General features: G+C 71.2%; 19 protein-coding genes. 9 read left to right on the top strand and 10 right to left on the bottom strand.

Annotation, left to right across the window (positions count from 1 at the left end; translation table 11 throughout):
• Positions 1 to 28 precede the first annotated feature (28 nt).
• The 9 genes from ACFZBT_RS04150 to ACFZBT_RS04110 form a co-directional block, all read right to left on the bottom strand.
• Entirely contained in the window at positions 29 to 1,126 is a 1,098-nt protein-coding gene (locus ACFZBT_RS04150) for a GDSL-type esterase/lipase family protein (RefSeq protein ID WP_391098068.1), read from the bottom strand.
• A gap of 51 nt (positions 1,127 to 1,177) precedes the next feature.
• Complete coding sequence (locus tag ACFZBT_RS04145) at positions 1,178 to 3,760, bottom strand: FtsX-like permease family protein (RefSeq protein WP_391098067.1); 2,583 nt, start codon at positions 3,758 to 3,760, stop codon at positions 1,178 to 1,180.
• Positions 3,757 to 4,431, bottom strand: coding sequence for an ATP-binding cassette domain-containing protein (locus ACFZBT_RS04140; RefSeq protein ID WP_391098066.1), 675 nt, complete (start codon positions 4,429 to 4,431; stop codon positions 3,757 to 3,759). Before ACFZBT_RS04140 ends, ACFZBT_RS04145 begins: the two co-directional genes overlap by 4 nt.
• 121 nt (positions 4,432 to 4,552) lie before the next feature.
• A complete protein-coding gene (locus tag ACFZBT_RS04135) occupies positions 4,553 to 4,864 on the bottom strand; it encodes a hypothetical protein (protein WP_391098065.1) in 312 nt (103 codons plus the stop codon).
• A 79-nt stretch (positions 4,865 to 4,943) separates the two neighbouring features.
• A complete protein-coding gene (locus ACFZBT_RS04130; RefSeq protein ID WP_391098064.1) occupies positions 4,944 to 5,222 on the bottom strand; it encodes a LuxR C-terminal-related transcriptional regulator in 279 nt (92 codons plus the stop codon).
• 156 nt (positions 5,223 to 5,378) lie between these two features.
• Positions 5,379 to 6,104: a methyltransferase domain-containing protein gene (locus tag ACFZBT_RS04125; RefSeq protein WP_391098063.1), complete on the bottom strand. Its 726-nt coding sequence runs from the start codon at positions 6,102 to 6,104 to the stop codon at positions 5,379 to 5,381.
• An 89-nt stretch (positions 6,105 to 6,193) separates the two neighbouring features.
• Complete coding sequence (locus ACFZBT_RS04120) at positions 6,194 to 8,632, bottom strand: SpoIIE family protein phosphatase (protein ID WP_391098062.1); 2,439 nt, start codon at positions 8,630 to 8,632, stop codon at positions 6,194 to 6,196.
• A gap of 143 nt (positions 8,633 to 8,775) precedes the next feature.
• The gene (locus ACFZBT_RS04115) at positions 8,776 to 11,166 is read right to left on the bottom strand and encodes a DHA2 family efflux MFS transporter permease subunit (RefSeq protein WP_391098060.1); all 2,391 of its coding nucleotides are present in this window, start codon (positions 11,164 to 11,166) and stop codon (positions 8,776 to 8,778) included.
• Between the two features lie 163 nt (positions 11,167 to 11,329).
• Positions 11,330 to 11,773: an SRPBCC family protein gene (locus ACFZBT_RS04110; RefSeq protein ID WP_215117577.1), complete on the bottom strand. Its 444-nt coding sequence runs from the start codon at positions 11,771 to 11,773 to the stop codon at positions 11,330 to 11,332.
• A 170-nt stretch (positions 11,774 to 11,943) separates the two neighbouring features.
• Between ACFZBT_RS04110 and ACFZBT_RS04105 the strand changes: the two genes are divergently transcribed.
• The 4 genes from ACFZBT_RS04105 (at position 11,944) to ACFZBT_RS04090 (ending at position 15,674) form a co-directional block, all read left to right on the top strand.
• The gene (locus ACFZBT_RS04105) at positions 11,944 to 12,990 is read left to right on the top strand and encodes an Rv2578c family radical SAM protein (protein ID WP_391098059.1); all 1,047 of its coding nucleotides are present in this window, start codon (positions 11,944 to 11,946) and stop codon (positions 12,988 to 12,990) included.
• 136 nt (positions 12,991 to 13,126) lie between these two features.
• The gene (locus ACFZBT_RS04100) at positions 13,127 to 14,704 is read left to right on the top strand and encodes an alpha/beta fold hydrolase (RefSeq protein WP_391098058.1); all 1,578 of its coding nucleotides are present in this window, start codon (positions 13,127 to 13,129) and stop codon (positions 14,702 to 14,704) included.
• Positions 14,705 to 14,760: 56 nt separating this feature from the next.
• Positions 14,761 to 15,159 (top strand): RidA family protein, encoded by a 399-nt coding sequence (locus ACFZBT_RS04095; protein WP_359889180.1) that lies wholly within the window; start codon positions 14,761 to 14,763, stop codon positions 15,157 to 15,159.
• 11 nt (positions 15,160 to 15,170) lie between these two features.
• Positions 15,171 to 15,674, top strand: coding sequence for a GNAT family N-acetyltransferase (locus ACFZBT_RS04090; RefSeq protein ID WP_391098057.1), 504 nt, complete (start codon positions 15,171 to 15,173; stop codon positions 15,672 to 15,674).
• A 2-nt stretch (positions 15,675 to 15,676) separates the two neighbouring features.
• Here ACFZBT_RS04090 and ACFZBT_RS04085 read toward each other — a convergent pair whose 3' ends face one another.
• Positions 15,677 to 16,252, bottom strand: a complete 576-nt coding sequence (locus ACFZBT_RS04085) for an adenylosuccinate lyase (RefSeq protein ID WP_391098056.1) — start codon at positions 16,250 to 16,252, stop codon at positions 15,677 to 15,679.
• Between the two features lie 330 nt (positions 16,253 to 16,582).
• On the opposite strand from ACFZBT_RS04085, the gene ACFZBT_RS04080 reads away from it, so the two are divergent.
• From ACFZBT_RS04080 to ACFZBT_RS04060, 5 genes are all read left to right on the top strand, one after another.
• Positions 16,583 to 18,388, top strand: a complete 1,806-nt coding sequence (locus tag ACFZBT_RS04080) for a 3-hydroxybutyryl-CoA dehydrogenase (RefSeq protein ID WP_391098054.1) — start codon at positions 16,583 to 16,585, stop codon at positions 18,386 to 18,388.
• Positions 18,389 to 18,503: 115 nt separating this feature from the next.
• Positions 18,504 to 19,313, top strand: a complete 810-nt coding sequence (locus tag ACFZBT_RS04075; RefSeq protein WP_391098052.1) for a TetR family transcriptional regulator — start codon at positions 18,504 to 18,506, stop codon at positions 19,311 to 19,313.
• Between the two features lie 407 nt (positions 19,314 to 19,720).
• Positions 19,721 to 21,058: a crotonyl-CoA carboxylase/reductase gene (ccrA, locus tag ACFZBT_RS04070; RefSeq protein WP_391098869.1), complete on the top strand. Its 1,338-nt coding sequence runs from the start codon at positions 19,721 to 19,723 to the stop codon at positions 21,056 to 21,058.
• 8 nt (positions 21,059 to 21,066) lie between these two features.
• On the top strand, positions 21,067 to 23,094 hold the full coding sequence (locus ACFZBT_RS04065) for a methylmalonyl-CoA mutase family protein (protein ID WP_391098051.1): 2,028 nt from the start codon (positions 21,067 to 21,069) through the stop codon (positions 23,092 to 23,094).
• Positions 23,091 to 24,050, top strand: coding sequence for a CoA ester lyase (locus tag ACFZBT_RS04060; RefSeq protein ID WP_184588553.1), 960 nt, complete (start codon positions 23,091 to 23,093; stop codon positions 24,048 to 24,050). The genes ACFZBT_RS04065 and ACFZBT_RS04060 overlap by 4 nt, the downstream gene beginning before the upstream one ends.
• Position 24,051: the final 1 nt, after the last annotated feature.

The following is a 24,051-nucleotide window of genomic DNA, read 5'->3' as shown; positions in this document are numbered from 1 at the left end:
CGCGCTGCGGGCAGAACCGGCTACGACGTCACCAGCGGATCGGCAGATCGGCGAGGAAAGAGGTGAGCCGGCCGGCGAGAAGCCGGTGGTCGCGGGCCGAGTAGTGCCAGTGGCAGCCCGTGAAGTCCAGGTCCGTGTCGTCGAGCCGCCAGTAGCGGACCCGGCGGTCGCCGGCGCCGGTGCGCTCCCGGACCACCTGCTCGACGTGTCCGGCGAACGGGCCCGCGCCGACGGCCAGCAGGGTGGTCCCGGGCCCGTAGCGCGTCCGCAGCTTCTGGAGGAAGCCGCCGTAGGCGCTCCGGTACGCGGCGGCGAGGCTCTCGTCCGTCCAGGGCTCGCCCGGGTTGACCGGGGTCGAGAAGTCGTTGGTGCCGAGATGGACCACCACGAGGCCCGGCCGCCAGGTGCCCGGGTTCTGCCAGACGTCGCCCGGCACGTTCAGCAGCGCGCGGTCGTAGAAGGTGCGGTAGTTCTCCTCCGGCGAGCCTCCGTTGTAGTTGCGCACCATGCCTCGGCCCGAGTACGCGTTGACCTGGTAGTCGGCGCGCAGCCGCCGGGCGGTGAGGGCGGCGTAGCCCACGTCGGCGTTGGTGGTGCGGGCGACCTGCTCGCCGGTGCAGTCGCGGGAGGCCGAGAGGTTGCCGTAGCCCGCGGTGAGGGAGTCTCCGACGAACTCGATCTGGCGGCCGCGGGCGGTCGGGCGGGAGAGCACGGCCCCGCCCGGCGCGGCGACGAAGCCGCCGAACGCGCTGGTGCTCCAGGGAGTGTCGTTGCGTTTGACGAGCCGTACGGTGTGCACTCCCTTGCGCAGGCCGTCGACCCAGTGCGTGGTCCTGCCCGGCGTGACGAGGGTCGCGACGGTGGCTCCGTCGACCTGGACGTCGTAGTCGGCTGCCGGGTCGTCGAGCTTGATGCCGACGCCGGTGCCCCTGATCCGGCCCTCGAAGTACACGCCGGGCCAGCTGTACCGGAGCACGTCCCCGCCGTCCTGGACCCGCCCGGCGGTGTGCGCGCTCGCCGCCACGCCTTTGTCGTCCGGTGCGGCGGCGGTGGCCACGGCGGACGTGCCGAGCAACAGCATCGAAGCGGCGGACGCGACCAGCGTCCGTGTCCAGGGCAAGGGCATGACTGTCCTCCGGGAGACGGGGTCAGGTGCACGGACAGAACGACGACCGGCTCACTGTGCGCTCCTCAGCAGGGTCGCCACCCGGGAGCCGCCCAGACAGCCCGCCGCCACCGCCGCCGCCACGGCTCCCGCGGAGGCGGCGGCGAGTCCCAGCCACGGCCACAGCGACCAGCCGATGTCCAGGGAGAACAGCAGAGCGGGGGTGGCGACGGTGGTCACCCCGACCCCCATCAGCACGCCGAGGAGCGTCACCTGACCGGCGTACACACCGGTCAGCCAGGACCGGAACCGCCGGTCGGCGCCCGCGGCGGCCAGTGCCGACAGGTCCGGCCGCATCTCCTGAGTGGCGAGGCCCACGGTGAGGAAGGCCAGCGTGGCGGCGACGAGCATCAGCACGACCGCACTGCCGAGCGTCGTGGCCCGCAGCACCTCGGCGGCGACCGGGCCCCGTTCCACCTCCAGCGTGAAGTAGCCGCTGCCGATGTCCGAGGCGAGCGCTCCGCGCGCCCGGTCCTCCTGTTCCGGGGAGATCGCACCGTCGGGCGCGGGCAGGTAGTAGTAGGCGGAGTTGGGCTGCTCGACGCCGCCGAGCGCCTTGAGCCCGGCCGCGCTGACGTAGATGGCGGGCAGGTTGCGGTACTCCGAGCGCCGCTGGGCCGCGACGGCGTCGAGGCTCTTGGTAACCAGCTCCGTCCGGCCCGTGTCGATGACGGGGGACTTCGGCGCGGTCACGGTCAGCCGGCCGCCCGGTGCGAGCCGCTCGTCCAGGACGACGGCGCCACCGGCGGACAGCGCCCCGCGTTCCCGGGCGGTGGGTTTCCTGCCGAGCACCGTGGCGAGGTCCGCCTCGCGGATCACCATGACGGCGGAGGGCCGATCGGGCAGAGGCGAGGCGGCCTGGAACTCGCCCCAGTACGACCACGCCGTGCCGTCCGGGGCCAGGCCCCGCGGGGCCGGCGGGCTTGCGATACCCATGACGGTCAGCCGCTCGCCCCCGAGCGCCTCCTCCATGGCGGCCACGGTGGCGGGCCCGGGCACCTTGGTGGCGTACGTGAAGGCCGAACCGTGCGGGGAGGCGGGCTCGTACGACTTGCCGACCTCAGCGGTGAGTCCTCCCATGGCCGCCAGGACGAGCCCGGTCAGCACCGTGAGACTGGCCACCACCGTCCCCATGGTGGCGGAGCGGGACGCGGAACGCGCCAGCAGCCGGGCGCCGATGCGCTGCATCAGCCTGAGACCGTCGGCCCGGCCCGCGCTCGACGGCAGCAGCCGCCGGACGAGGACGCCCGTGCCGATGACCAGGGCCAGCGCCCCGATCATGACGGTGAACGGGGCCTTGAGCGAGGCACCGGCGACGGCCAGCAGCAGACCGCAGGTCAGCAGGGCACCGAGGGCCACCTGCCCGCGGCGTGGCGCGCGGTCCTCGAAGCCGGCCTGGTCCCGCAGGGCGGCGACCACATCGCCGCCGACCCCGCGCGCCGCGACCCTGGCCGCGATCGCCGGAGTGAGGACGCCGAGCAGGGTCAGGACCGCGGTCGACCAGGCGTCCAGCCGCAGCCCGCCCCAGAGTTCGCCGCTCCGCTCCGCCGCCCAGGGCTTCAGCAGCCACGCACCGGCCACCCCCACGACGAGGGCGAGTCCGGTGGCGAGAAGCCCCACCAGGACTCCCTGGTGGGTGATGACCGAACGCCTGGTTCTCGGTCCCGCCCCGGCCGCGGCCAGCAGGGCGAGTTCACGCCGGTTGCTGCGTACGACGATCGCGTAGACCGCCCCCATCACCAGCCCGAGTTCCCCGAGCACCAGGACCGCCAGTCCGATGACCCAGGCGGCCGCCGACTCCTCGGGAAGCAGGGAGTCAGGGGCGTCGCGGGCGACGTCGAAGGCGGTGGAGCGGGGCTCGAAGCGCCAGTCCTGCGCGGCCATGGCCTGCTGCACCCGGGGCGTGAGCGCGTCCGGGGTGTGCCACACGACGACGGTGCCGTCCTGCGCGGCGGCCATGGAGCTCTCCTGCCCGGGTTCCGGGAGAGCCGGTGCCTGGCCGGCGACGACGGCGGGGAGGGCCACCACGAACTTCCGCAGGGTGTCGGTGGGAATCGCGGCGATGCCGGTGACCTCGGCTCCGGCGCCCTTCTCGCCGAGTTCCACCCGATCGCCCGGCCGCACCCCGAGCCGTTCCGCCACGCTGGGCGAGAGGGCGACCTCGTCCGGTGCCTTCGGTGCCCTGCCGTCGGTCAGTACGAACCTGCCCCGGTGGAGGGGCTGGTCGAGGGCGAGGCCGTAGCCGTAGGAGTCGACCTGGAGGCCGTCCGAGGAGACGGCGAGCGGGCCGTCGACCTCGGGGACGACCTCGATGTCCTGGCCGGCGGCGTTCGCCAGGGCCCGCGGCCCTTCGGCGAGGGCGCGTTCGGCGCCCCGCTCGGCGACGAAGTCGAGGTTGCGCAGCACCCCTTCCGACCGGCCGATGAGCGTGCCGACCCGTACGTCTTCGGAGATCTCGCTGGTGGCCCGGAGCGTGACCAGGGTGACGGCCAGGGTCAGCGGAACCAGCAGCGCCGCCGTGAGGGCGAGGGTCCGCTTGCGGTCGCGCCGTACGCGCCGCAGGGCGACCCGGAGGGCGATTCTGCGTGCGCTCACGCGGCGGCTCCGCTGTCCTGCCCGACGACGCCGTCGCGCATCCGGACCACTCGGTCGGCTCGGGCGGCGACGGCCTCGTCATGGGTGACGATCACGCAGGTCGCCCCGGACCGCACCAGTGCCTGAAGGCTGTCGAGGACCTGGGCGGCGCTGTCGCTGTCGAGCGCCCCGGTCGGTTCGTCCGCGAGGATCAGTCCACGGCCGCCCGAGAACGCCCTGGCCAGGGCGACGCGCTGCTGCTGCCCACCGGAGAGCGAGTCCGGGTAGCGGTCGGCGTACTCCTCCATGCCCACGGAGGCGAGCGCCTCTCGGGCCTGGGCGCGGGCCTTGCGGCGGGACATCCCGTCGAGTTCGGCGGGCAGGGCCACGTTCTCGGCGACGCTGAGGATACGCACCAGGTTGTAGTCCTGGAACACATAACCGATGTGACGGCGCCTGTGCTGGTAGAGCTCCGCCTCCGCGAGCGAGTCGATGCGCACCCCGGCTACCGTGACGGTGCCCGTGTCCGGGGGCTGCAGTCCGCCCGCCATGGTGAGCAGGGTGGACTTGCCGCATCCGCTGGGTCCCATGACCGCGGTGAAGCTGCCCTCGCGGGCTGTCAGACTCACCCCGCGCACCGCCTGGACCTCGACCTCGCCACTGCGGTAGCGCCGGGTCACGCCGTCCAACACCAACACCTGTGTGCCCCATTCATCCGTACGCGACGATGGCTGCGAAACTGGACGAAGGCTGCCGGGCTGCTTTCCTCAGCCCGGCAGCCGTCAGTCGTGCTTCACCGCCGTTTCACACCGGTCAGCGGTGCTGGAAGCCCGACTCGCCCACGCCCCACGTGCAGCCGGGGGTGGAGAAGCTGGCTCCCGAGAAACTCCCGCCCTTGTAGGGCGAGTACACGGCGAACGGCGAGAGATCGCACTCGCCGTAGAGGCGGACGTCGTGGGCGCCGCTGTGTGAGCAGCCGCTGGCCCATGCGTTGCCGCCGTTACCGGAGTTGTGTCCCTGGTTGCTGCAGGAGACGGTGCCGGCCTGGGCGGGCAGCACGGTGGCGGCCGTCACGCCGCCGGCGAGCGCGGCACCGACGGCCAGAGACGCCAGAAGACGCTTCATGGAAATACCCCCTCAAGATCCGCTGACCGACGCTTTCCGAACAACGGACCAGGTTGTGCACGGCCGGGCTCTCCGACCGTCAGGCGTCACTCTTACAACTCGCACCGCGCTCGCCCATCGGACCTTTGGGTATTGCCCCAAGGTCCGATAGCGCTTTCTGGGATCTCTGTGCTAGAAGGGCCGCTTCCACGCGGGACTCGACGCCGAGCTTGCGCATCAGACTCGTCAGATGGGCCTTCACCGTGCGTTCGGCAATTCCGAGTCGTTGTGCGAGGCGCCGGTTCGAGTCACCTGTGACCAGCAGGGACAGCACCTCCAGTTCGCGACTGGTCAGTTCGTTGAACTGATCCGATCCCATGCATTTCCCCCGATCATGTCGCTCTTCAGATGTGTGGCACAGTGCCCCGTTGTGCCGCTGCGATCGGTGAATGGTAGTCAGTCGGAAAGAATTGATACACGGGTTGCGCAACAGGCGCGAAAACCAGCCACAAAGGAAGCTTGAAACTGATACTTGTTACACCGTGCGCCGGGCCACCACCCACGTCGAGGGCAGCTCCACCCGGGTGCCGTCGGCCGCGTACTCCGTGGTGGCGAGGGGCAGCTCGCCACTCGCCAGGACCGTGAGGCCGGCCGAGCGCAGATACTCGGGCACGGCCTCGTCGGAGACCTCGCCGGGTGCGATGCCGTGCCGGAACACCGGCGCGAGCTTGGGCGGCGGACCGTCGGGGCCGCTCACCAGCCCCATCAGCACCGGCTTGGCGGCCCCGGAGAGCTCCACCAGGAAGGCCCGGCCGCGGTCGCCGATCAGCGTGGCGATCCCGTCCACCAGCGACTGCCGGTCCTCCGGTTCGCACTGGTGCAGTACGCCCCGCATATAGACGTTGGTGTCGCCGAGTTCCGCGTGCAGGTTCTGCGTCTCGCTCTTGTCGGCGGCGTCCAGCTGCCGGTACGCGGCCTGCCCGGCCGGGTCGGCCCGCCGGGCGTGGTCGAGGGCCGCGGCCGACAAGTCGGCGCCCACGACCCGCGGGAAGCGGTCGGCGAGGTAGCGGGTCTGGGTGCCGTTGCCGCAGCCGAGGTCCACCATCGGCAGTGCGGGATCGGCCACATGGGGTTCGAACAGGGCGAGGTGCGGGCCTGCGGTCAGGACCGGCTCGGCGTCCCAGAAAACCGCCCGCGGTTCGTCGGACGCCGCGCGCCAGAACCCCTCCCACGCCTCCCGGTACCGACTCGTCACGCTCATGACCGACTCCCCAGGGTGCGAACGGATCCCGCCGTCCGGCGGGCGAGTACGGTGTACCGCGCGGCGGGGGCCACGACAAGCCTCCGGTGTCAGCGCCTGGGCAGTGTCAGTTCGAACCACACGGTCTTGCCCGACTTGGTGCGGCTGGTGCCCCACTCACGGGACAGCGTGCTGACGACCCGCAGACCGCGCCCGGCATCGTCGAGAGATCCGCTGCTCAGCAGCGTCGGCAGCTCGTGGTCGTCGTCCTCCACCTCGCACAGCAGGGTGTCGCCGCGCACCATGCGCAGTTCCACCGGGCGTGCGTGGGAGTGCCGTACGGCGTTGGTGACGAGTTCACTGACCATCAGCTCGGCGGACGCGACCAGTTTCGCCAGGCCCCAGTCGTGCAGCTGCTCGCGGATCACCGCGCGGGCGCGGCCGGCCTCGGCGGGGTCGAGGGCGAGCCGCCACTCGGCGACGTCGTCCGGCTCGATGCCGTTCAGCCGGGCCATCAGCAGCGCCACGTCGTCCTTGCGGCCGCCGCGTGTGTTGAGGGACCGGATGATGGTGTCGCAGGCGTCGTCCATGGACGCGGCCGGGTGGGCGGCCGACTCGCAGAGAGTCGCCAGGCCCACGCCGATGTCCTCGCCGCGCACCTCGACCAGACCATCGGTGCACATCACCAGCCGGTCGCCGGGCTCCACACGCGTCCGTACCGCCTCGAAGGGCACTCCCCCGACGCCGATCGGCGCCCCCGTGGGCAGCTCCAGCAGTTCGCTGCGCCCGTCGTCGGCCCGGACCAGGACGGGCGGGATGTGCCCGGCGTTGGCGAGGTGCAGCTCGCTCGCGATCGGGTCGTACACGGCGTACAGACAGGTCGCGAGGTAGCTGTCGCCGAGGCGCTGGGCGAGGTCGTCGAGGTTGCGCAGCAGCTGCGCGGGCGGCAGGTCGAGTCCGGCCATGGTCTGCACGGCCGTCCGCAACTGGCCCATCATCGCCGCCGAGTTCAGGCCGTGGCCCATGACGTCGCCGACGACGAACGCGGTACGCCCGCCGGGCAGCTTCACCGCGTCGAACCAGTCGCCGCCGACCCTCCCGAGGAGTGTGCCCGGCAGATAGCGGGTGGCGATGTCGCAGCCCGCCATGCGAGGCGGGATGTGCGGCAGCATGCTGTCCTGGAGCGTCTCGGCGACGTTCTCCTGGAAGGTGTACATGCGCGCGTTGTCGAGCACGAGGCCCGCGCGGGCGGCGAGTTCGGCGCCGGTGACGCGGTCCATGTCGTCGAAGACGGGCCGTTCGGGGTGCCGTAGCAGGATCATGAAGCCGAGCACGACATGACGGGCCTTCAGGGGCACGACGAGCATGGAGCGGCCCGTGATGAGCGGCCGGATGTCGCGCTTCTCGAACTGCGCGGCGATGGCGTGGCCCATCTGTTCGCTGATGCGCGGCACGAGGACGGGTTCGCCGGTGGTCATGCACTGGAAGAACGGCGTGTGCGCGGGGAACGGCATGGCCTCGCCGACCGGTACGACGTCGTCCCAGCGGCCGGGTTCGTCGGTGTGCTCCAGGGCGACCCGGTGCCACATGGTGGTCGTGTCGGGCACACCGTCCGGGAACCCCTCGCCGGCGACGACCTGTTCGCGCAGATACGTCCCGGCGACGTCGGTGAACCGGGGCACGACGGCCCTGCTGACCTCGATGATCGTGCGGGACAGGTCGAGGGAGGTGCCGATACGGCCGCTGACCTCGTTGAGGAACTCCAGATGCTCACGGACGGCCGCGTACTCGAGGTCCTCGCCCTCGTCGCGCAGTTCCTCCGGGACGGGCTCGCCGGCCGCCAGGGCCCGCGCCGCACGCTCCCGGCGTGCCTTGCGCTCGGCGCGCCGGGCCACACCCCAGTCGGGGGTGACGGGCACCCGGTCGTTCTGGCTGAACTCCAGGATCGGATAGCCGAGTTCGAGGACCTGCGCGACGATGCGGGCGCTCTCGCCGACGCTCATGCTGGGCAGGATCTCGGGAAGCCGGCGGGCGAGATCCTCCGCCCCGGGGAAGTCCGTGTGCAGGGCGAAGGCGGGTGCTATCCGATCCGGCACCCCGTCTCCGATGTCGTCGGCGCGCAGCCCGTCCGCGTCGGCGGCCAGGACGAGCAGCCGTTCCGGCCCGGGGCCGATGAGGGGGTAGGCCCACCACAGGACGTCGACCCGGTCGCGGCCGGGTGCGGTGAGCCGGGCGCGGCCCGCCGCCGGGTAGGCGAGGCCGCCGTCGAGGGACGATTCGAGGTCGGGCCCGAGACCGTCGTAGGCGGCGTGCGGGGTGGGGTCCTGATCCTCGGGTTCCTCGGGCAGGGCGCCCGAGACGGGGAGCAGGTCGAGGGCCGTACGGCCGATCGCCTCGTCCTTGGGGACGCCGAACAGACGCCGTGCGCCCCGGCTCCAGTGGGACACGAGGCCCTCGCGGTCGACCACGACGACGGCCAGGGGGACCCGGCCGGGCTCGGCGGGTTCCGTCACCATGCCCTGCTCAGCCTTGTCGGTGCCACGGTCCATGGCCCAGGCCCTCTCTCCCCACGGATCCGCGAGATCTGCGTCGGCGTCACCACCGTACGGCGCCCGCCGGTCGCGATGTGAGGCAATGCGGGAATTGCTCGCGCGGGCCTCGCACCGGCGCACGACCCGCGCGCCGGTCCGCCTCAGTCCTCGTGTCCCAGCTGGAGGTCGCGCTCGGTGCGGCCGCCTCCGGCCACCTGGAGGACGGTGGCGACGGGCGGGTATCCGGCGGCGATGACGGTGTACTCGCCGGAGGACAGGTCGACGAAGCGGAACGTCCCGTCGGGGCCGGTGGTGAGGGTGTCGACGACATTGCCCGCCACGTCCAGCAGGGTCACGCGGGCGTCCTCCACGGGCCGGCCGCCGCCCGCCCGGACGGTGCCGCGCAGGACGGCGCCGCCGGCCAGTTCGATGTCCCGGCGGGTCTCGCGATCGGCCTGCACGGTGACGAGCAGCGCGGCCGGGCGGAAGGCGGGCGCCCCGGCGGCGAGGGTGTACTCCCCGGCGACCAGTTCGGTGATGGCGTAGCCGCCTTCCCGCCCGCTGCGGGTGGTGGCCACGACCGCGCCGTGCGCGTTGGTGAGCGTGACGGTGGCGTCCCGCACGGGGGTGCCGTCGGCGGTGACGACGCTGCCGACGAGGTTCCCGGCGCCGCCGAGGACGATGTCCAGTTCGACGGGGCGTTCGCCGACCGTCACGGAGACCGCCTGCGGCTGGTGGCCGCCCGCGGCGGCGATCAGCACATAGGCACCGGGGCCCGGGGTGGCCAGCGTGTAGCGCCCGTCCTCGCCGCTCGCGCCGCGCCCGGTCTGCTGCCCGGTGACGTCGATGAGCGTGAGCGCCGCGCGGGGTACGACGGTCCCGTCGTGGTGCTGCACCGAGCCGCAGACGGGCATTCCGGCCACGTGCGGTGCGCGCGCCTGCGGGATCGCGGCGTTCCCCGGCGCCGTGTCCGGGTCGGTGGCGGAGGCGTAGTGGGACACCAGTGGTTTCTCCTTGAGGAAGAAGGCGATGACCAGTCCGAGGACGAGCACCGGCACCAGGTAGAGGAAGATCCGCGGCATGGCGTCGGCGTACGCCCGGATGTAGCCGTCGCGCAGTGCCGGAGGCAGCGTGTGAACGAGCTGCGGGGTGATGGACTCGGGCTCGGGCAGCCGGTCGCCCGCGTGTGCGGGGAGGTGCCGGGCCAGCGCGTCGGCGAGCCGGCCGGCGAAGAGCGTGCCGAAGACGGCGGCTCCCACGCTGCCGCCGATCTGCCGGAAGTAGTTGTTGGCGCTGGTGGCGGTGCCCAGGTCGGCGGGGCGCACCGAGTTCTGCACGGCGAGGACGAGGACCGGCATCACCATGCCGATGCCGGCGCCGAGGACGGCCATCCAGATGCTGTACTGCAGCCGGGGCGTGCCGGCGTCGAGGCGGGAGAGCAGCCACATTCCGGCGACGGAGAGGGCGCCGCCGAGGATCGGGTAGGCCTTGTAGCGGCCGGTGTGGCTGATGAGCTGGCCGACGATGATCGAGGCGCCGACGATGCCGCCCGTCATCGGCAGCATGAGCAGGCCCGACTCGGTGGCGGAGGCCCCGTCGACCATCTGCAGCCAGGTCGGCAGGTAGCTGGCGGCGCCGAACAGTCCGGCTCCGATCACCAGGCCCACGAGACCGGTGACGTTGAAGACCGAGTCCCTGAACAGCCGCAGCGGGATGAGGGGTTCGACGGCGAAGCGCTCGACGACGAGGAAGAGCACGGTCGCCGCGCCCGCTCCGGCGCCGAGGCCGATGATCATCCGCGAGTCCCAGGGGTACTCGGTGCCGCCCCAACTCGTCAGCAGGACGAGGCAGGTGGAGGCGGCGGTCAGCAGCAGCGCGCCGAGGATGTCCAGCCGGGCCCTGACGGCCGGCTTCGGGAGCTTCAGCGCGACGGCGACGACGGCGAGGGTGAACAGGCCGAAGGGCACATTGACGTAGAAGCACCAGCGCCAGGAGAGATGGTCCGTGAAGTAGCCGCCGAGCAGCGGTCCGGCCACCGAGGCGAGGCCGAAGGCGGCGCCGATCAGGCCCAGGTAGCGGGCGCGCCGCCGGGGCGGCACGATGTCCGCGATGATCGCCTGGACCCCGATCATGAGGCCGCCCGCGCCGACGCCCTGGAGGGCGCGGAAGGCGATGAGCTGGTCCATGGTCTGCGCGCGGCCGGCGAGCGCGGAGCCGGCGACGAAGACGACGATGGCGAACTGGAAGACGCCCTTGCGGCCCAGCAGATCGCCGAGCTTGCCGTAGATCGGCAGTCCGACGGTGGCGGTGAGCAGGTAGGCGGTGACCGTCCAGGACATCCGGTCCAGGCCGTGCAGCTCGCCGACGATCCTCGGGAGCGCGGTGGCGACGATCATCTGCTCCAGGGCGGCCAGGAGCAGGGCCGGCAGGAGCGCGAGGAAGATCAACCGGATCCGGCGGGGGCTGAGTTCGGCGGCCGGGGCCGGTGGCGGGGCGGGGGTGTCGGGTGGCGCCACCGCCGGTTCGTCCTGCGCCAGAGTGATACCGCCCACCTACCGCTCCCCTCGTCGCGCTGCCGCACAATTCCCGCGTAAAAGCGACAACTATGAGCAAGCACGACGAGTTACGGCATGCGGCGGGTCCGCCCGGAGATCACCCGAACCGGTGAGGGGGCACAACGGCCCCCACTGGGTTGGATCTTGGGGACGCGGGTGGTTACTTCTCCACCTCGGCGGCGAGCTTGGCGAGCATCGCGTCGTAGATCCGGCCGAGGCCCTTGGGGGCGAAGGTCTTCTCGAAGAAGCCGCCGATGCCGCCGGCGCCGGTCCAGGTGGTGGTCACCACGACCCGGGACTTGCCCTCGCCGGCCGGGGTGACCCGCCAGGTGGTGACCATGGAGGAGTTGCGGTCCTTCTCGACCAGCTCGCCGTCGGTGGGCTCGCCGACCTCCAGGAGGCAGTCGCGCACGCGCTTGCTGGTGGCCTGGAGCTTCCAGTGGACGAGGGTGCCCTCGCCGTCGCCGCCCTCGCGCACCTCGTACTCGCTGAAGTGCTCGGGCAGCAGCTTCTCGCGCGTGCCGCTGTAGTCGGCGAGGGCGTCGAACACCGTCTCCGCGTCCGCCGCGACGATCCGCTCCGTAGTGGCCTCGACCTGCGCCATCAGGTTCCTCCAGGACATGGTTTCTCGGGGGTCGGGGCAAGCCAACCACCCCGCCGCCCGACCCCCCAAATCGGGGTCCCCGAACCCGGTCGAACACGTTCGTAGAACACCCTCGCACGATCAAGGGAACATATGTTCTATTCTGTGGGCAGTGCTACCGAGGAGGCGTCATGCGCTGGGAGAACCTCACACCGGACTCCGAACACAGCCGGGCCGACTCCGCGCTGTTCGGCGCGGACGCGGTGACGACCCGCACCATAGACACGCCGGAGTTCTCTGGAATCACCTTTCACGAGATCCGGGCCCGTTCGATCATCAACCGGGTCCCGGCGGTCTCGCGGATGTCGTTCCAGTGGACGGTCAACCCCTATCGCGGCTGCTCGCACGCGTGCGTGTACTGCTTCGCGCGCAAGACGCACAGCTACCTCGACCTCGACACGGGCCTCGGCTTCGACACCCAGATCGTGGTCAAGGTCAACGCGCCCGAGCTGCTGCGCCGGCAGCTCGGCTCGCGGCGCTGGCAGGGCGAGCACATCGCGATGGGCACGAACGTCGACTGCTACCAGCGCGCCGAGGGCCGCTACCGCCTGATGCCGGGCATCATCTCGGCCCTGCGCGACCACGCGAACCCCTTCTCGATCCTGACCAAGGGCACGCTGATCCTGCGCGACCTGAACCTCATCAAGCAGGCCGCTGAGGTCACCGACGTCGGCATCTCCGTCTCGGTCGGCTTCACCGACCCCGAGCTGTGGCGCACCGTCGAGCCGGGCACGCCCGCGCCGGAGCGGCGCCTGGACGCCGTACGGACCCTGGGCGAGCACGGCATCGGCTGCGGTGTGCTGATGGCGCCGGTGATCCCGTTCCTGGGCGACCGGCCGGCCCAACTGCGGGCCACCGTACGGGCGATCGCGGCCTCCGGTGCCACGTCCGTCACCCCGCTGGTGCTGCATCTGCGGCCCGGCGCCCGCGAGTGGTTCATGGCCTGGCTGGGGCAGCACCATCCGCATCTGGTGGCCCGGTACGAGCGGCTGTACGCGGAGGGCTCCTACGCCCCGAAGTGGTACCAGCGCCGGATCACCCGTCAGGTCCACGAGCTGGCCGAGGAGTACGGCATCGGGCCCACGCGCGCGGACCTGCCGCGCCGGATCCGCCCGCCCGAGCCGAACGAACCGGCCGAGCCGCCGACGTCCGAACCCACCCAACTGTCGCTCATATAGGAGCGTTCGAGCGCATCTCGCGACCCAATCGGGTCAAGTCTTGACAGAACACGTTCTTCCGGAGCCGCTTGCCGGGACGAATCGGCGATGACCGTGAAGTCCGCGGTCCGACGCCTCTCCGCCCTGGAAGGACGCCATGAGAACACGCGCAGCCGTGCTGTGCGGCGCTGCCGTCATGCTGGCCGGGAGCATCGCGGCCGTGCCCGCCGAGGCGAGCGCACCGCACCCCGAGGAAACCTTTCGCGCTGCGAAACCCGCCTGGAAGAAGTGCGGCACCACCGACTATCCGATGCTCCAGTGCGCGTCCGTCAAGGTGCCGCTCGACCACGCGAACCCGCGCGGTCCGCAGATCTCCCTCGCGCTGTCCCGCGTCCCGCACACCGCCGAGCGGTTCCAGGGCCCGCTGCTGGTCAACCCCGGCGGCCCCGGCGGCGACGGTCTGGCGCTGGCCGGTTTCGTGGCCACCTCACTGCCCAAGGAGGTCGCGGCCCAGTACGACGTCATCGGCTTCGACCCGCGCGGAGTGGGCCAGAGCAGGCCCGCGCTGGACTGCGAGCCCGGCTACTTCGGCCCGGTGCGCCCGGACTCCGTGCCGAGCACGCCCGAGGCCGAGCGGGCCAACCTCGCCCGCGCCAAGTCCTTCGCCGTCGCCTGCTCCGAGAAGTACGGGCACCTGCTGCCGCACATCAACACGGTCAGCGCCGCGCACGACATCGAGGCGATCCGGCGGGCACTGGGCGCGCGGAAGATCAACTACTTCGGCTACTCGTACGGCACCTATCTGGGCGCGGTCTACGGGCGGCTCTATCCGCAGCACGTCCGGCGGATGGTCCTGGACTCGATCGTCGACCCCACCGACGTCTGGTACACCGCCAACCTCAACCAGGACCACGCCTTCAACGACCGCCACCGCGCCTTCATGGCCTGGGTCGCCAAGCACGACGAGCGGTACCGGCTCGGCACCGACCCGGAGAAGATCGAAGCCACGTGGTACGCGATGCGGGCGGCGCTGGCCAAGGATCCGGCGGGCGGCAGGGTGGGTGCCGCGGAGCTGGAGGACACCTTCGTCCCGGGCTCCTACTACAACGGCTACTGGCCCTATCTGGCGGAGGCGTTCGCGGCCTATGTGAACCGCAAGACCACCGCCCCGCTGGTCGAGGTGTACAAGAACTTCGGCGCGACCGACGCCGCCGACGACAACAGCTACAGCATCTACACGGCCGTGCAGTGCCGGGACGCGTTCTGGCCGCGTGACTGGCACCAGTGGCGCAAGGACAACTGGGCTGCGTACGAGAAGGCGCCGTTCATGACCTGGAACAACGCCTGGTACAACGCACCGTGCGCGTTCTGGCCGACGGACGGGGCACGTCCGGTGAGCATCGCCAACGGCCGTCTGTCGTCGGCCCTGCTGTTCCAGGCGACGAACGACGCGGCCACTCCCTACGAGGGCGGCGTCACCGTCCACGACCTGCTGGCTCGCTCCAGCCTGGTCGTCGAGCAGGGCGGCGGCAACCACGGCATCACGCTGAGCGGGAACGCCTGCCTGGACAAGTACCTGGCGGCCTATCTGGCCGACGGCACCGTGCCGCGTGGCATCGGCACCCGGGACGCGACCTGCGACGCCCTGCCGGACCCCGAGCCTCTGACGTCGAAGACGGCGTCGATGTCCGCCCGCGGATCGACACTGCACCGCCTGCTCGGCTTCCGGAACTGAGCACCTGACCGTCCGTCGGGGCGGGCACTGTCAGTCCCGTGGTCCACTATGGGCCCATGAGTGAGCTGACGAGGATTCCCGCCCCCGACGGGGTCGCTGCCGCCGCCCAGTACAGCCACGTGGTCATGGGCACCGGCCGTTTCGTGGCCGTCGCCGGTCAACTCGCGCTCGACGAGCGGGGCGGGCTGGTCGGCGAGGGCGACCCGGCGGCGCAGGCCCGCCAGGTCTTCGAGAACCTCGGGCGCTGCCTGGCCGCGGCCGGGGCGACCTTCGACGACGTCGTCAAACTCACTTACTTCGTCACGGACATGGCCCATATGCCGGCCATCCGCGCCGCCCGCGCCGAGCACATACCCGACGACCGGCTGCCGGCCGCCTCGGCGGTGCGGGTCGCCGGGCTGGTGCGGCCGGAGTTCCTGATGGAAGTCGAGGCGTTCGCGGTGGTGGCGGAGTGAAGGTCCGGGAGATGGCGCTCGCCGACTGCGACCGGGTCGCGGAGATCCGTGTACGCGGCTGGCAGAGCGCGTACCGCGGGCTGATCCCGCAGTCGTACCTGGACGGCCTGAGCACCGCCGAGGACGCGGAGCGCCGTCGCGCGTACTTCGCACAGGCCGACGACAGCGTGGTGAACCTGGTCGCCGAGGACGACGGCGGCGCACTCGTCGGCTGGGCCTGCCACGGCCGGTACCGGGACGGTGAAGTCCTGACGCCGGACGCCGAGTTGTACGCCGTCTACGTCCACCCGGAGCACCTGGGACGCGGCGTGGGGCGGGTGCTGCTCGCGGAGTCGGTCGAGCGCTGCTCGGGGGCGGGACACGGCCGGCTGCTCCTGTGGGTGCTGAAGGAGAACGGCCGGGCCCGTCGTTTCTACGAACGGGCCGGCTTCCACGCGGACGGCGCCGAGGAGCCCTTCGAGGTGGAGGGCGTCACCGTCCCCGAAGTGCGCTACGTGAGAGCGCTCCCCCGCTGACCTCACCGCTGCCTCGGAATCCTCCCCAGCGCACGCACCGCCGCCTCGGCGAGGACCGGGTGGGCGAGGGCCTCGTCCAGGACGGGCCTGGCCCGGGCGTCGCCCAGCGTGCCGAGTCCGTCCACACAGGCGAGGGCCACCCGACGGTAGGGGTCGTGCGGCCGCAGCCGCCGCCGCAGGGTGGTGATCAGCGCGGGCACGGCCTCCGGGGCGCGCAGCTCGACCAGGAGCCGCACGGGGTGGAGGGCGTAGGCGACACGCAGTTCGTTGGTGGCGAGGGCGGCGGCCGCGCGGGCGGTGCGCGGGTCGCCGAGGCGCGCGAGGGCGTAGGCGGCGGAAGCGCAGCGCGGCGGATCGCGATGGTTCAGCAGCAGCACCAGGGCCTCGAAGGCCCGCCGGTCCCCCGCGAGCCCGAGCCGGAAGGCGGCCAGCTCTCTCGCCCACAGCTGCTGCCCGGGTTCGGTCAGCACACCCGCCAGGGCGTCGACGTCCTCGGTCGCCACGAGCCGCTCGAACGCGGGCGATGCCCCCGACTCCTGCCGTAAGCGCAGCGTGAGTGATCGCAACTCTTCGTCCATGACTGAGAGGGTAGGCGTGGCGCGAGCTGCGCGGGACGTACATCACAAAGACGAGGGCTGGCGCGCTCGTTACCCGCCAGTTAAGCTCAGACGAGCGAGTTACCCACTCGTTTTCCTCGCGGCGGTCTGGTGACGCGGCCGTCGTGAGAGCAGTCGGTTCGGTGCTTCAGGTACCGAGGTGCGACTCGGCCCCGGGACAGGGCCGGTCCTCCCTTCACCGGGCGTGTGCGCATGCGGCCCGGCAACACCCGCACTTCTCACGCACCCGGTGCGCCCCTCGGCGCACCCGGGCGCGTTCCCCGTCGTCACCCTCATTCCTGGAGTCCCGCGATGGCCACTCCCCTTTCCGACCCGTCCCAGTCCCCGCTGCAGACCATCGCCGTCGTCGGCCTCGGCACGATGGGCACCGGCATCGCCGAGGTCCTCGCCAAGGCCGGCCGCGAGGTCGTCGGCATCGACATCAGCGAGGCCCAGGCCGCGAAGTGCGTCGCCGCCCTGGAGGCCTCCACCGCCCGCGGCGTCGAGCGCGAGCGGCTGACCGAGAAGGACCGCGCCGGCATCCTCGCCCGGGTCCGCACCTCCACCGACCTCAGGACGGCGGCCGACGCCGACCTCGTCATCGAGGTGGCCCCGGAGTCGTACGAGGTCAAGCAGCAGATCTTCCGGGAGCTGGACGGGATCGTGCGCCCGGAGACGATCCTGGCGACCGGCACCAACGCCCTGTCCGTCACCCGTCTGGCCGCCGAGTCCTCCCGCCCGGAGCGGGTGCTGGGCCTGCACTTCTTCAACCCGGCCCCGGCGATGAAGCTGGTCGAGGTCGTCTCGTCGGTGCTGACCGCGCCGGCGGCTGTCACGGCGGTCACCGACCTGGCCCTGGACCTGGGCAAGGAGCCCGTCGCGGTCGGCGACCGCCCGGGGTTCGTCGCCGACGGCCTGCTGTTCGGCTATCTCAACCAGGCCGCCGCGATGTACGAGGCGAAGTACGCCTCCCGCGAGGACATCGACGCCGCGATGCGGCTGGGCTGCGGGCTGCCGATGGGCCCGCTGGCGCTGCTCGACCTGATCGGCGTCGACACCGCGCGCACCGTCCTGGAGGCGATGTACGCCGCGTCCGGCGACCGCCTGCACGCACCGGCCCCGATCCTCAAGCAGCTCAGCGAGGCGGGCCTGACCGGCCGTAAGGCGGGACGTGGCTTCTACACCTACGAGGCGCCGGGCAGCCCGGTCGTCGTGCGGGACGCCCTGACCCCGCTGGAGGGCGGGGACCTGACCGAGGGCCGGGAGATCCGCTCGGTCGGCGTCGCGGGCTCGGGCACCATGGCCTCCGGGATCGCCGAGGTCTTCGCCAAGGGCGGGTACGAGGTGGTCATCGCGGCCCGCAGCGAGGAGAAGGCCCAGACCGCGAAGGCCCGGATCGGCAAGTCCCTGGCCCGCTCGGTCGACAGGGGCCGGATGACCGCCGAGGCCGCCGCGCAGACCCTGGACCTCATCACGCCGACGGGCACCTACGACGACTTCGCCGACGTCGATCTGGCCGTGGAGGCGGTCGCCGAGGACCTGGAGGTCAAGCGGCAGCTGTTCGCCGCGCTGGACAAGGTCTGCAAGCCGGGCGCGATCCTGGCCACCACGACCTCGTCGCTGCCGGTCGTCGCCTGCGCCCGCGCCACCTCGCGTCCGCAGGACGTGATCGGCATGCACTTCTTCAACCCGGCGCCGGCCATGAAGCTGGTCGAGGTCGTCCGCACCGTGCTGACGGCCGACGACGTCCACGCGACGGTCCGCGAGGTCTGCGGCCGGATCAGGAAGCACGCGGTCGACTGCGGGGACCGGGCGGGCTTCATCGTGAACGCGCTGCTGTTCCCGTACCTGAACAACGCGATCAAGATGGTCGAGGAGCACTACGCGTCCCTCGACGACATCGACGCGGCGATGCGACTGGGCGGCGGGTACCCGATGGGTCCCTTCGAGCTGCTGGACGTCGTCGGACTGGATGTCTCGCTCGCCATCGAGAAGGTCCTGCACCGCGAGTTCCGCGACCCGGGGCTCGCCCCGGCGCCGCTGCTGGAGCACCTGGTGGCCGCGGGCTGCCTCGGCCGCAAGACCGGCCGTGGCTTCCGCGAATATGCCAAGCGCTGAGGGTCCCGGCGACTGGTTCCGGTCCGGCGGCGAGTGGGGTGGCCTGCTCGGCCCGGACCGGTTCCACGAACCAGGCCATGCGCAGCGAGCTGCGCACATGCAGTACGTTCAGGGCATGCCCCAGCCCGCCAAGTCCTCACGTACACCAGCTACGACCGACGCGCCGGAGAGCGCCGCAGGCTCTCGCGCCGCCGCCCAGCGGCTCAAGATGCGCCGGGAACTGGCGGCCGCCGCGATGGAGCTGTTCGCGACCAAGGGGTATGAGGCGACCACCGTCGACGAGATCGCGGCCGCGGCCGGGGTCGCCCGACGGACGTTCTTCCGCCACTTCCGGTCCAAGGAAGAGGCGATCTTCCCCGACCACGACGACACCCTGATCCGCGCCGAGGCGGTGCTCAACGCCGCGCCCGCGCACGAGCATCCGCTCGACACGGTGTGCCGCGGCATCAAGGAAGTCATGAAGATGTACGCGGCGCGGCCGGAGATCTCGGTCGCCCGCTACAAGCTGACGCGCGAGGTGCCCACGCTGCGCGAGGCGGAGATCGCCTCGGTGGCCCGCTACGAGCGTCTGTTCACCCGCTATCTCCTCGGCCACTTCGACGAGCGCGCGCACGCCGACGACGCCAACGACGACCCGCTGCTGGCGGAGGTGGCCGCGTCCGCCGTGGTCACCGCGCACAACCACGTCCTGCGGCGCTGGCTGCGGGCCGGCGGGCAGGGGGACGTGGAGACGCAGCTGGACCACGCCTTCGCGATCGTGCGCAAGACCTTCGGCACGGGCATCGGGGCCGGGCGCTCCACGGAGGCGCAGCCGGCCGCGGCCACGGCCTCGACGCAGGGCGAGGTGCTGGTGACCGTCGCCCGCACCGACGCGCCGCTGGACGAGGTCATGAGGACGATCGAGCAGGCACTCAAGGAGCGCTGAGCGGCTCGCGAGGGAGCACGGAGCAGCTCGCGCCACTGTGATGACGGCCACCCCACGGGGTGGCCGTTTTGGCATGTCAGGGGCCGCTTTGACATGCCCCGCCGAGGCCATTCGATCGATCATCGCTCATTTGTTACGTAAAGATTTCATCTGAGAGCAAGTTCTGGCACTCAGTGCCTTGCGGGGTGACACGCGGTGTCATACGTTGAAGGGGTCCGGGCGACGTCCCAGCAAGCCCACCGCCTGCTCGCCCGGACGCCTGCGTCACAGGCAACCTCCCGCGCCACCAGCGCTGCCGAACAGCACCACCGCCGAACCGACGGCACACCCTCAACCCTCAGCAGCACCGCCGTAACCCTCAGCGCCCCTCCCTCAGGGCGCACACCGCCGGAGGCAACACCGTGACCATGAAGGACATCCTGGCCGCGATCCAGTCGCCCGACTCCGCGTCGGAGGACTTCGCCGCCCTCCCGCTGCCCGAGTCGTACCGCGCGATCACCGTGCACAAGGACGAGACGGAGATGTTCGCGGGCCTCACCACCCGCGACAAGGACCCCCGCAAGTCGATCCACCTGGACGAGGTCCCGGTCCCGGAGCTCGGCCCGGGCGAGGCCCTGGTGGCCGTCATGGCCTCCTCGGTCAACTACAACTCGGTGTGGACCTCGATCTTCGAGCCGCTGTCGACCTTCGGGTTCCTGGAGCGCTACGGCCGCACCAACGAGCTGGCCAAGCGCCACGACCTGCCGTACCACATCATCGGCTCCGACCTCGCGGGCGTCGTCCTGCGCACCGGCCCCGGCGTCAACGCCTGGCAGCCCGGCGACGAGGTCGTCGCGCACTGCCTCTCCGTCGAGCTGGAGTCCAGCGACGGCCACAACGACACGATGCTCGACCCCGAGCAGCGCATCTGGGGCTTCGAGACCAACTTCGGCGGCCTCGCCGAGATCGCGCTCGTCAAGTCCAACCAGCTGATGCCCAAGCCCGACCACCTCAGCTGGGAGGAGGCCGCCGCCCCCGGCCTGGTCAACTCCACCGCCTACCGGCAACTGGTCTCCCGCAACGGCGCCGGCATGAAGCAGGGCGACAACGTGCTCATCTGGGGCGCGAGCGGCGGACTCGGCTCCTATGCCACCCAGTTCGCGCTGGCCGGCGGAGCCAACCCGATCTGCGTCGTCTCCAGCGAGCAGAAGGCCGACATCTGCCGGTCCATGGGCGCGGACGCGATCATCGACCGCAACGCCGAGGGCTACAAGTTCTGGAAGGACGAGAACACCCAGGACCCGAAGGAGTGGAAGCGCTTCGGCAAGCGCATCCGCGAGCTCACCGGCGGCGAGGACATCGACATCGTCTTCGAGCACCCCGGCCGCGAGACCTTCGGCGCGAGCGTGTTCGTCACCCGCAAGGGCGGCACCATCACCACCTGCGCCTCGACCTCGGGCTACATGCACGAGTACGACAACCGCTACCTGTGGATGTCGCTGAAGCGGATCATCGGCTCGCACTTCGCCAACTACCGGGAGGCCTGGGAGGCCAACCGGCTCATCGCGAAGGGCAAGATCCACCCGACGCTCTCCAAGGTCTACTCCCTGGAGGACACCGGGCAGGCCGCCTACGACGTGCACCGCAACCTCCACCAGGGCAAGGTCGGCGTCCTCGCGCTGGCTCCCGAGGAGGGCCTGGGCGTGCGCGACCAGGAGAAGCGCGCCAAGCACATCGACGCCATCAACCGCTTCCGGAACATCTGAGGTCGTCCATGAGTGAGCGTCAGAAGGACCGGCCGTGGCTCATGCGCACGTACGCCGGTCACTCCACGGCCGAGGCGTCCAACGAGCTGTACCGGCGCAATCTCGCCAAGGGGCAGACAGGTCTGTCGGTGGCGTTCGACCTGCCGACGCAGACCGGCTACGACTCCGACCACATCCTCGCCCGCGGCGAGGTCGGCCGGGTCGGTGTGCCGATCGCGCACCTCGGTGACATGCGCCGGCTGTTCCAGGACATCCCCCTGGAGCAGATGAACACCTCGATGACCATCAACGCCACGGCCATGTGGCTGCTGGCGCTCTACCAGGTCGTCGCCGAGGAGCAGGGTGCGGACATCACCAAGCTCCAGGGCACGACCCAGAACGACATCGTCAAGGAGTACCTGTCCCGGGGCACCCACGTGTTCCCGCCGGGACCGAGCCTCCGTCTGACGACGGACATGATCGCGTACACGGTCTCCCACATCCCCAAGTGGAACCCGATCAACATCTGCAGCTACCACCTGCAGGAGGCGGGCGCCACGCCGGTGCAGGAGATCGCGTACGCGATGTCCACCGCGATCGCCGTGCTCGACGCAGTGCGCGACTCCGGCCAGGTGCCGCAGGAGCGCATGGGCGACGTCGTCGGCCGCATCTCGTTCTTCGTGAACGCGGGCGTCCGCTTCGTCGAGGAGATGTGCAAGATGCGCGCCTTCGGCCGCATCTGGGACAAGGTCACCCGCGAGCGGTACGGCATCGAGAACCCCAAGCACCGCCGCTTCCGCTACGGCGTCCAGGTCAACTCCCTGGGACTGACGGAGGCTCAGCCGGAGAACAACGTCCAGCGGATCGTGCTCGAGATGCTGGCCGTGACCCTCTCCAAGGACGCACGCGCGCGTGCCGTGCAGCTCCCCGCGTGGAACGAGGCGCTGGGCCTGCCCCGCCCCTGGGACCAGCAGTGGTCGCTGCGCATCCAGCAGGTGCTGGCCTACGAGAGCGATCTGCTGGAGTACGAGGACATCTTCGACGGCTCGAAGGTGATCGAGGCGAAGGTCGGGGAACTGGTCGAGTCCGCCCTCGCGGAGATCGACCGCATCCAGGAGATGGGCGGCGCGATGGCGGCCGTCGAGTCCGGCTACCTCAAGTCGCAGCTGGTCTCCTCGCACGCCGAGCGCCGGGGCCGGATCGAGTCGGGCCAGGAGAAGATCATCGGTGTCAACGCCTTCGAGGGCACCGAACCGAACCCGCTGACCGCCGACCTGGACACCGCGATCCAGACCGTCGACCCGGCGGTCGAGGCCCGCGTCATCGCCTCGCTCCAGCAATGGCGGGACAACCGCTACCAGCCGCCCTTCAACCACCCGCGCCCCTGCAAGGCGCTGGAGAAGCTGAAGGAGGCCGCCCGCGGCACCGAGAACCTCATGGAGGCCACCCTGGAGTGCGCCCGCGCCGGGGCGACGACCGGCGAGTGGGCCGGGGCCCTGCGCGAGGTGTTCGGCGAGTTCCGCGCCCCGACGGGCGTCTCGTCGGCGCCCGTGGCCGTCCCGGTCGAGGAGGGCAGCGCGCTGGCCCTGGTCCGCCGCAAGGTGGATCTGACGGCCAAGGACCTGGACGTCGGCAAGCTGCGCTTCCTGGTCGGCAAGCCGGGCCTGGACGGGCACTCCAACGGCGCTGAGCAGATCGCCGTGCGGGCGCGTGACGCCGGCTTCGAGGTGGTCTACCAGGGCATCCGGCTGACGCCCGAGCAGATCGTGGACGCGGCCCTCGCCGAGGACGTGCACGCGGTCGGCCTGTCGATCCTGTCCGGCTCGCACGCCCAACTGGTCCCTGACGTGCTCGAACGGCTCCGTGTGGCCGGTGCCACAGATATTCCGGTGATCGCCGGTGGCATCATCCCCAACGGGGACGCCGAGCAGCTCAGGGCCGCCGGAGTGGCCGCCGTCTTCACCCCGAAGGATTTCGACATCACCGGAATCATCGGCCGCATCGTCGACGAGATCCGGAAAGCGAACAAGCTCGACCCCCTGGAGGTCCCCGCATGACCGTCAACCGTCTGCGACCCCGCCGCTCGTGTCTCGCGGTACCGGGAAGCAACCCGCGCTTCCTGGAGAAGGCGCAGGGCCTGCCGGCGGACCAGGTCTTCCTCGACCTGGAGGACGCCTGCGCCCCGCTCGCCAAGCCCGAGGCGCGGCACACCATCGTCAAGTTCCTCAACGAGGGCGACTGGACGGGCAAGACGCGCGTCGTGCGGGTCAACGACTGGACGACCGAGTGGACGTACCGGGACGTCGTCACGGTCGTCGAGGGCGCCGGCCAGAACCTCGACTGCATCATGCTGCCGAAGGTGCAGACGGCCCAGCAGGTCGTCGCCCTCGACCTGCTGCTGACGCAGATCGAGAAGACGATGGGCTTCGAGGTCGGCAAGATCGGCATCGAGGCGCAGATCGAGAACGCGCAGGGCCTGAACAACGTCAACGAGATCGCGACGGCCTCCCCGCGCGTCGAGACGATCATCTTCGGCCCGGCCGACTTCATGGCCTCCATCAACATGAAGTCGCTGGTCGTGGGCGAGCAGCCGCCCGGCTACCCGGCGGACGCCTACCACTACATCCTGATGAAGATCCTGATGGCCGCCCGCGCCAACAACCTCCAGGCCATCGACGGCCCCTACCTCCAGATCCGCAACATCGACGGCTACCGCGAGGTCGCCCAGCGCGCCGCGGCCCTCGGCTTCGACGGCAAGTGGGTGCTGCACCCGGGTCAGGTCGAGGCGTCCAACGAGATCTTCTCGCCCTCGCAGGAGGACTACGACCACGCCGAGCTGATCCTGGACGCGTACGACTACTACACGTCCGAGGCGGGCGGCAAGAAGGGCTCCGCGATGCTCGGCGACGAGATGATCGACGAGGCCAGCCGCAAGATGGCCCTGGTCGTCTCCGGCAAGGGCCGGGCCGCCGGCATGCAGCGGACCAGCAAGTTCGAGATCCCGGAGGCGTGAC

The sequence above is a fragment of the Streptomyces sp. NPDC008137 genome (genome assembly GCF_042957035.1).
Classification (GTDB): domain Bacteria; phylum Actinomycetota; class Actinomycetes; order Streptomycetales; family Streptomycetaceae; genus Streptomyces.
This window is presented reverse-complemented; position numbering and strand designations above follow the sequence as displayed.

Coding starts and splice junctions, on each gene's coding strand:
- ACFZBT_RS04095 (WP_359889180.1), top strand. CDS start 14,761: ATGAGTGAGCTGACGAGGATTCCCGCCCCCGACGGGGTCGCTGCCGCC.
- ACFZBT_RS04085 (WP_391098056.1), bottom strand. CDS start 16,252: ATGGACGAAGAGTTGCGATCACTCACGCTGCGCTTACGGCAGGAGTCG.
- ACFZBT_RS04150 (WP_391098068.1), bottom strand. CDS start 1,126: ATGCCCTTGCCCTGGACACGGACGCTGGTCGCGTCCGCCGCTTCGATG.
- ACFZBT_RS04060 (WP_184588553.1), top strand. CDS start 23,091: ATGACCGTCAACCGTCTGCGACCCCGCCGCTCGTGTCTCGCGGTACCG.
- ACFZBT_RS04120 (WP_391098062.1), bottom strand. CDS start 8,632: ATGGACCGTGGCACCGACAAGGCTGAGCAGGGCATGGTGACGGAACCC.
- ACFZBT_RS04105 (WP_391098059.1), top strand. CDS start 11,944: ATGCGCTGGGAGAACCTCACACCGGACTCCGAACACAGCCGGGCCGAC.
- ACFZBT_RS04080 (WP_391098054.1), top strand. CDS start 16,583: ATGGCCACTCCCCTTTCCGACCCGTCCCAGTCCCCGCTGCAGACCATC.
- ACFZBT_RS04135 (WP_391098065.1), bottom strand. CDS start 4,864: ATGAAGCGTCTTCTGGCGTCTCTGGCCGTCGGTGCCGCGCTCGCCGGC.
- ACFZBT_RS04100 (WP_391098058.1), top strand. CDS start 13,127: ATGAGAACACGCGCAGCCGTGCTGTGCGGCGCTGCCGTCATGCTGGCC.
- ACFZBT_RS04065 (WP_391098051.1), top strand. CDS start 21,067: ATGAGTGAGCGTCAGAAGGACCGGCCGTGGCTCATGCGCACGTACGCC.
- ACFZBT_RS04125 (WP_391098063.1), bottom strand. CDS start 6,104: ATGAGCGTGACGAGTCGGTACCGGGAGGCGTGGGAGGGGTTCTGGCGC.
- ACFZBT_RS04130 (WP_391098064.1), bottom strand. CDS start 5,222: ATGGGATCGGATCAGTTCAACGAACTGACCAGTCGCGAACTGGAGGTG.
- ACFZBT_RS04090 (WP_391098057.1), top strand. CDS start 15,171: ATGGCGCTCGCCGACTGCGACCGGGTCGCGGAGATCCGTGTACGCGGC.
- ACFZBT_RS04075 (WP_391098052.1), top strand. CDS start 18,504: ATGCCCCAGCCCGCCAAGTCCTCACGTACACCAGCTACGACCGACGCG.
- ACFZBT_RS04110 (WP_215117577.1), bottom strand. CDS start 11,773: ATGGCGCAGGTCGAGGCCACTACGGAGCGGATCGTCGCGGCGGACGCG.
- ccrA (WP_391098869.1), top strand. CDS start 19,721: ATGAAGGACATCCTGGCCGCGATCCAGTCGCCCGACTCCGCGTCGGAG.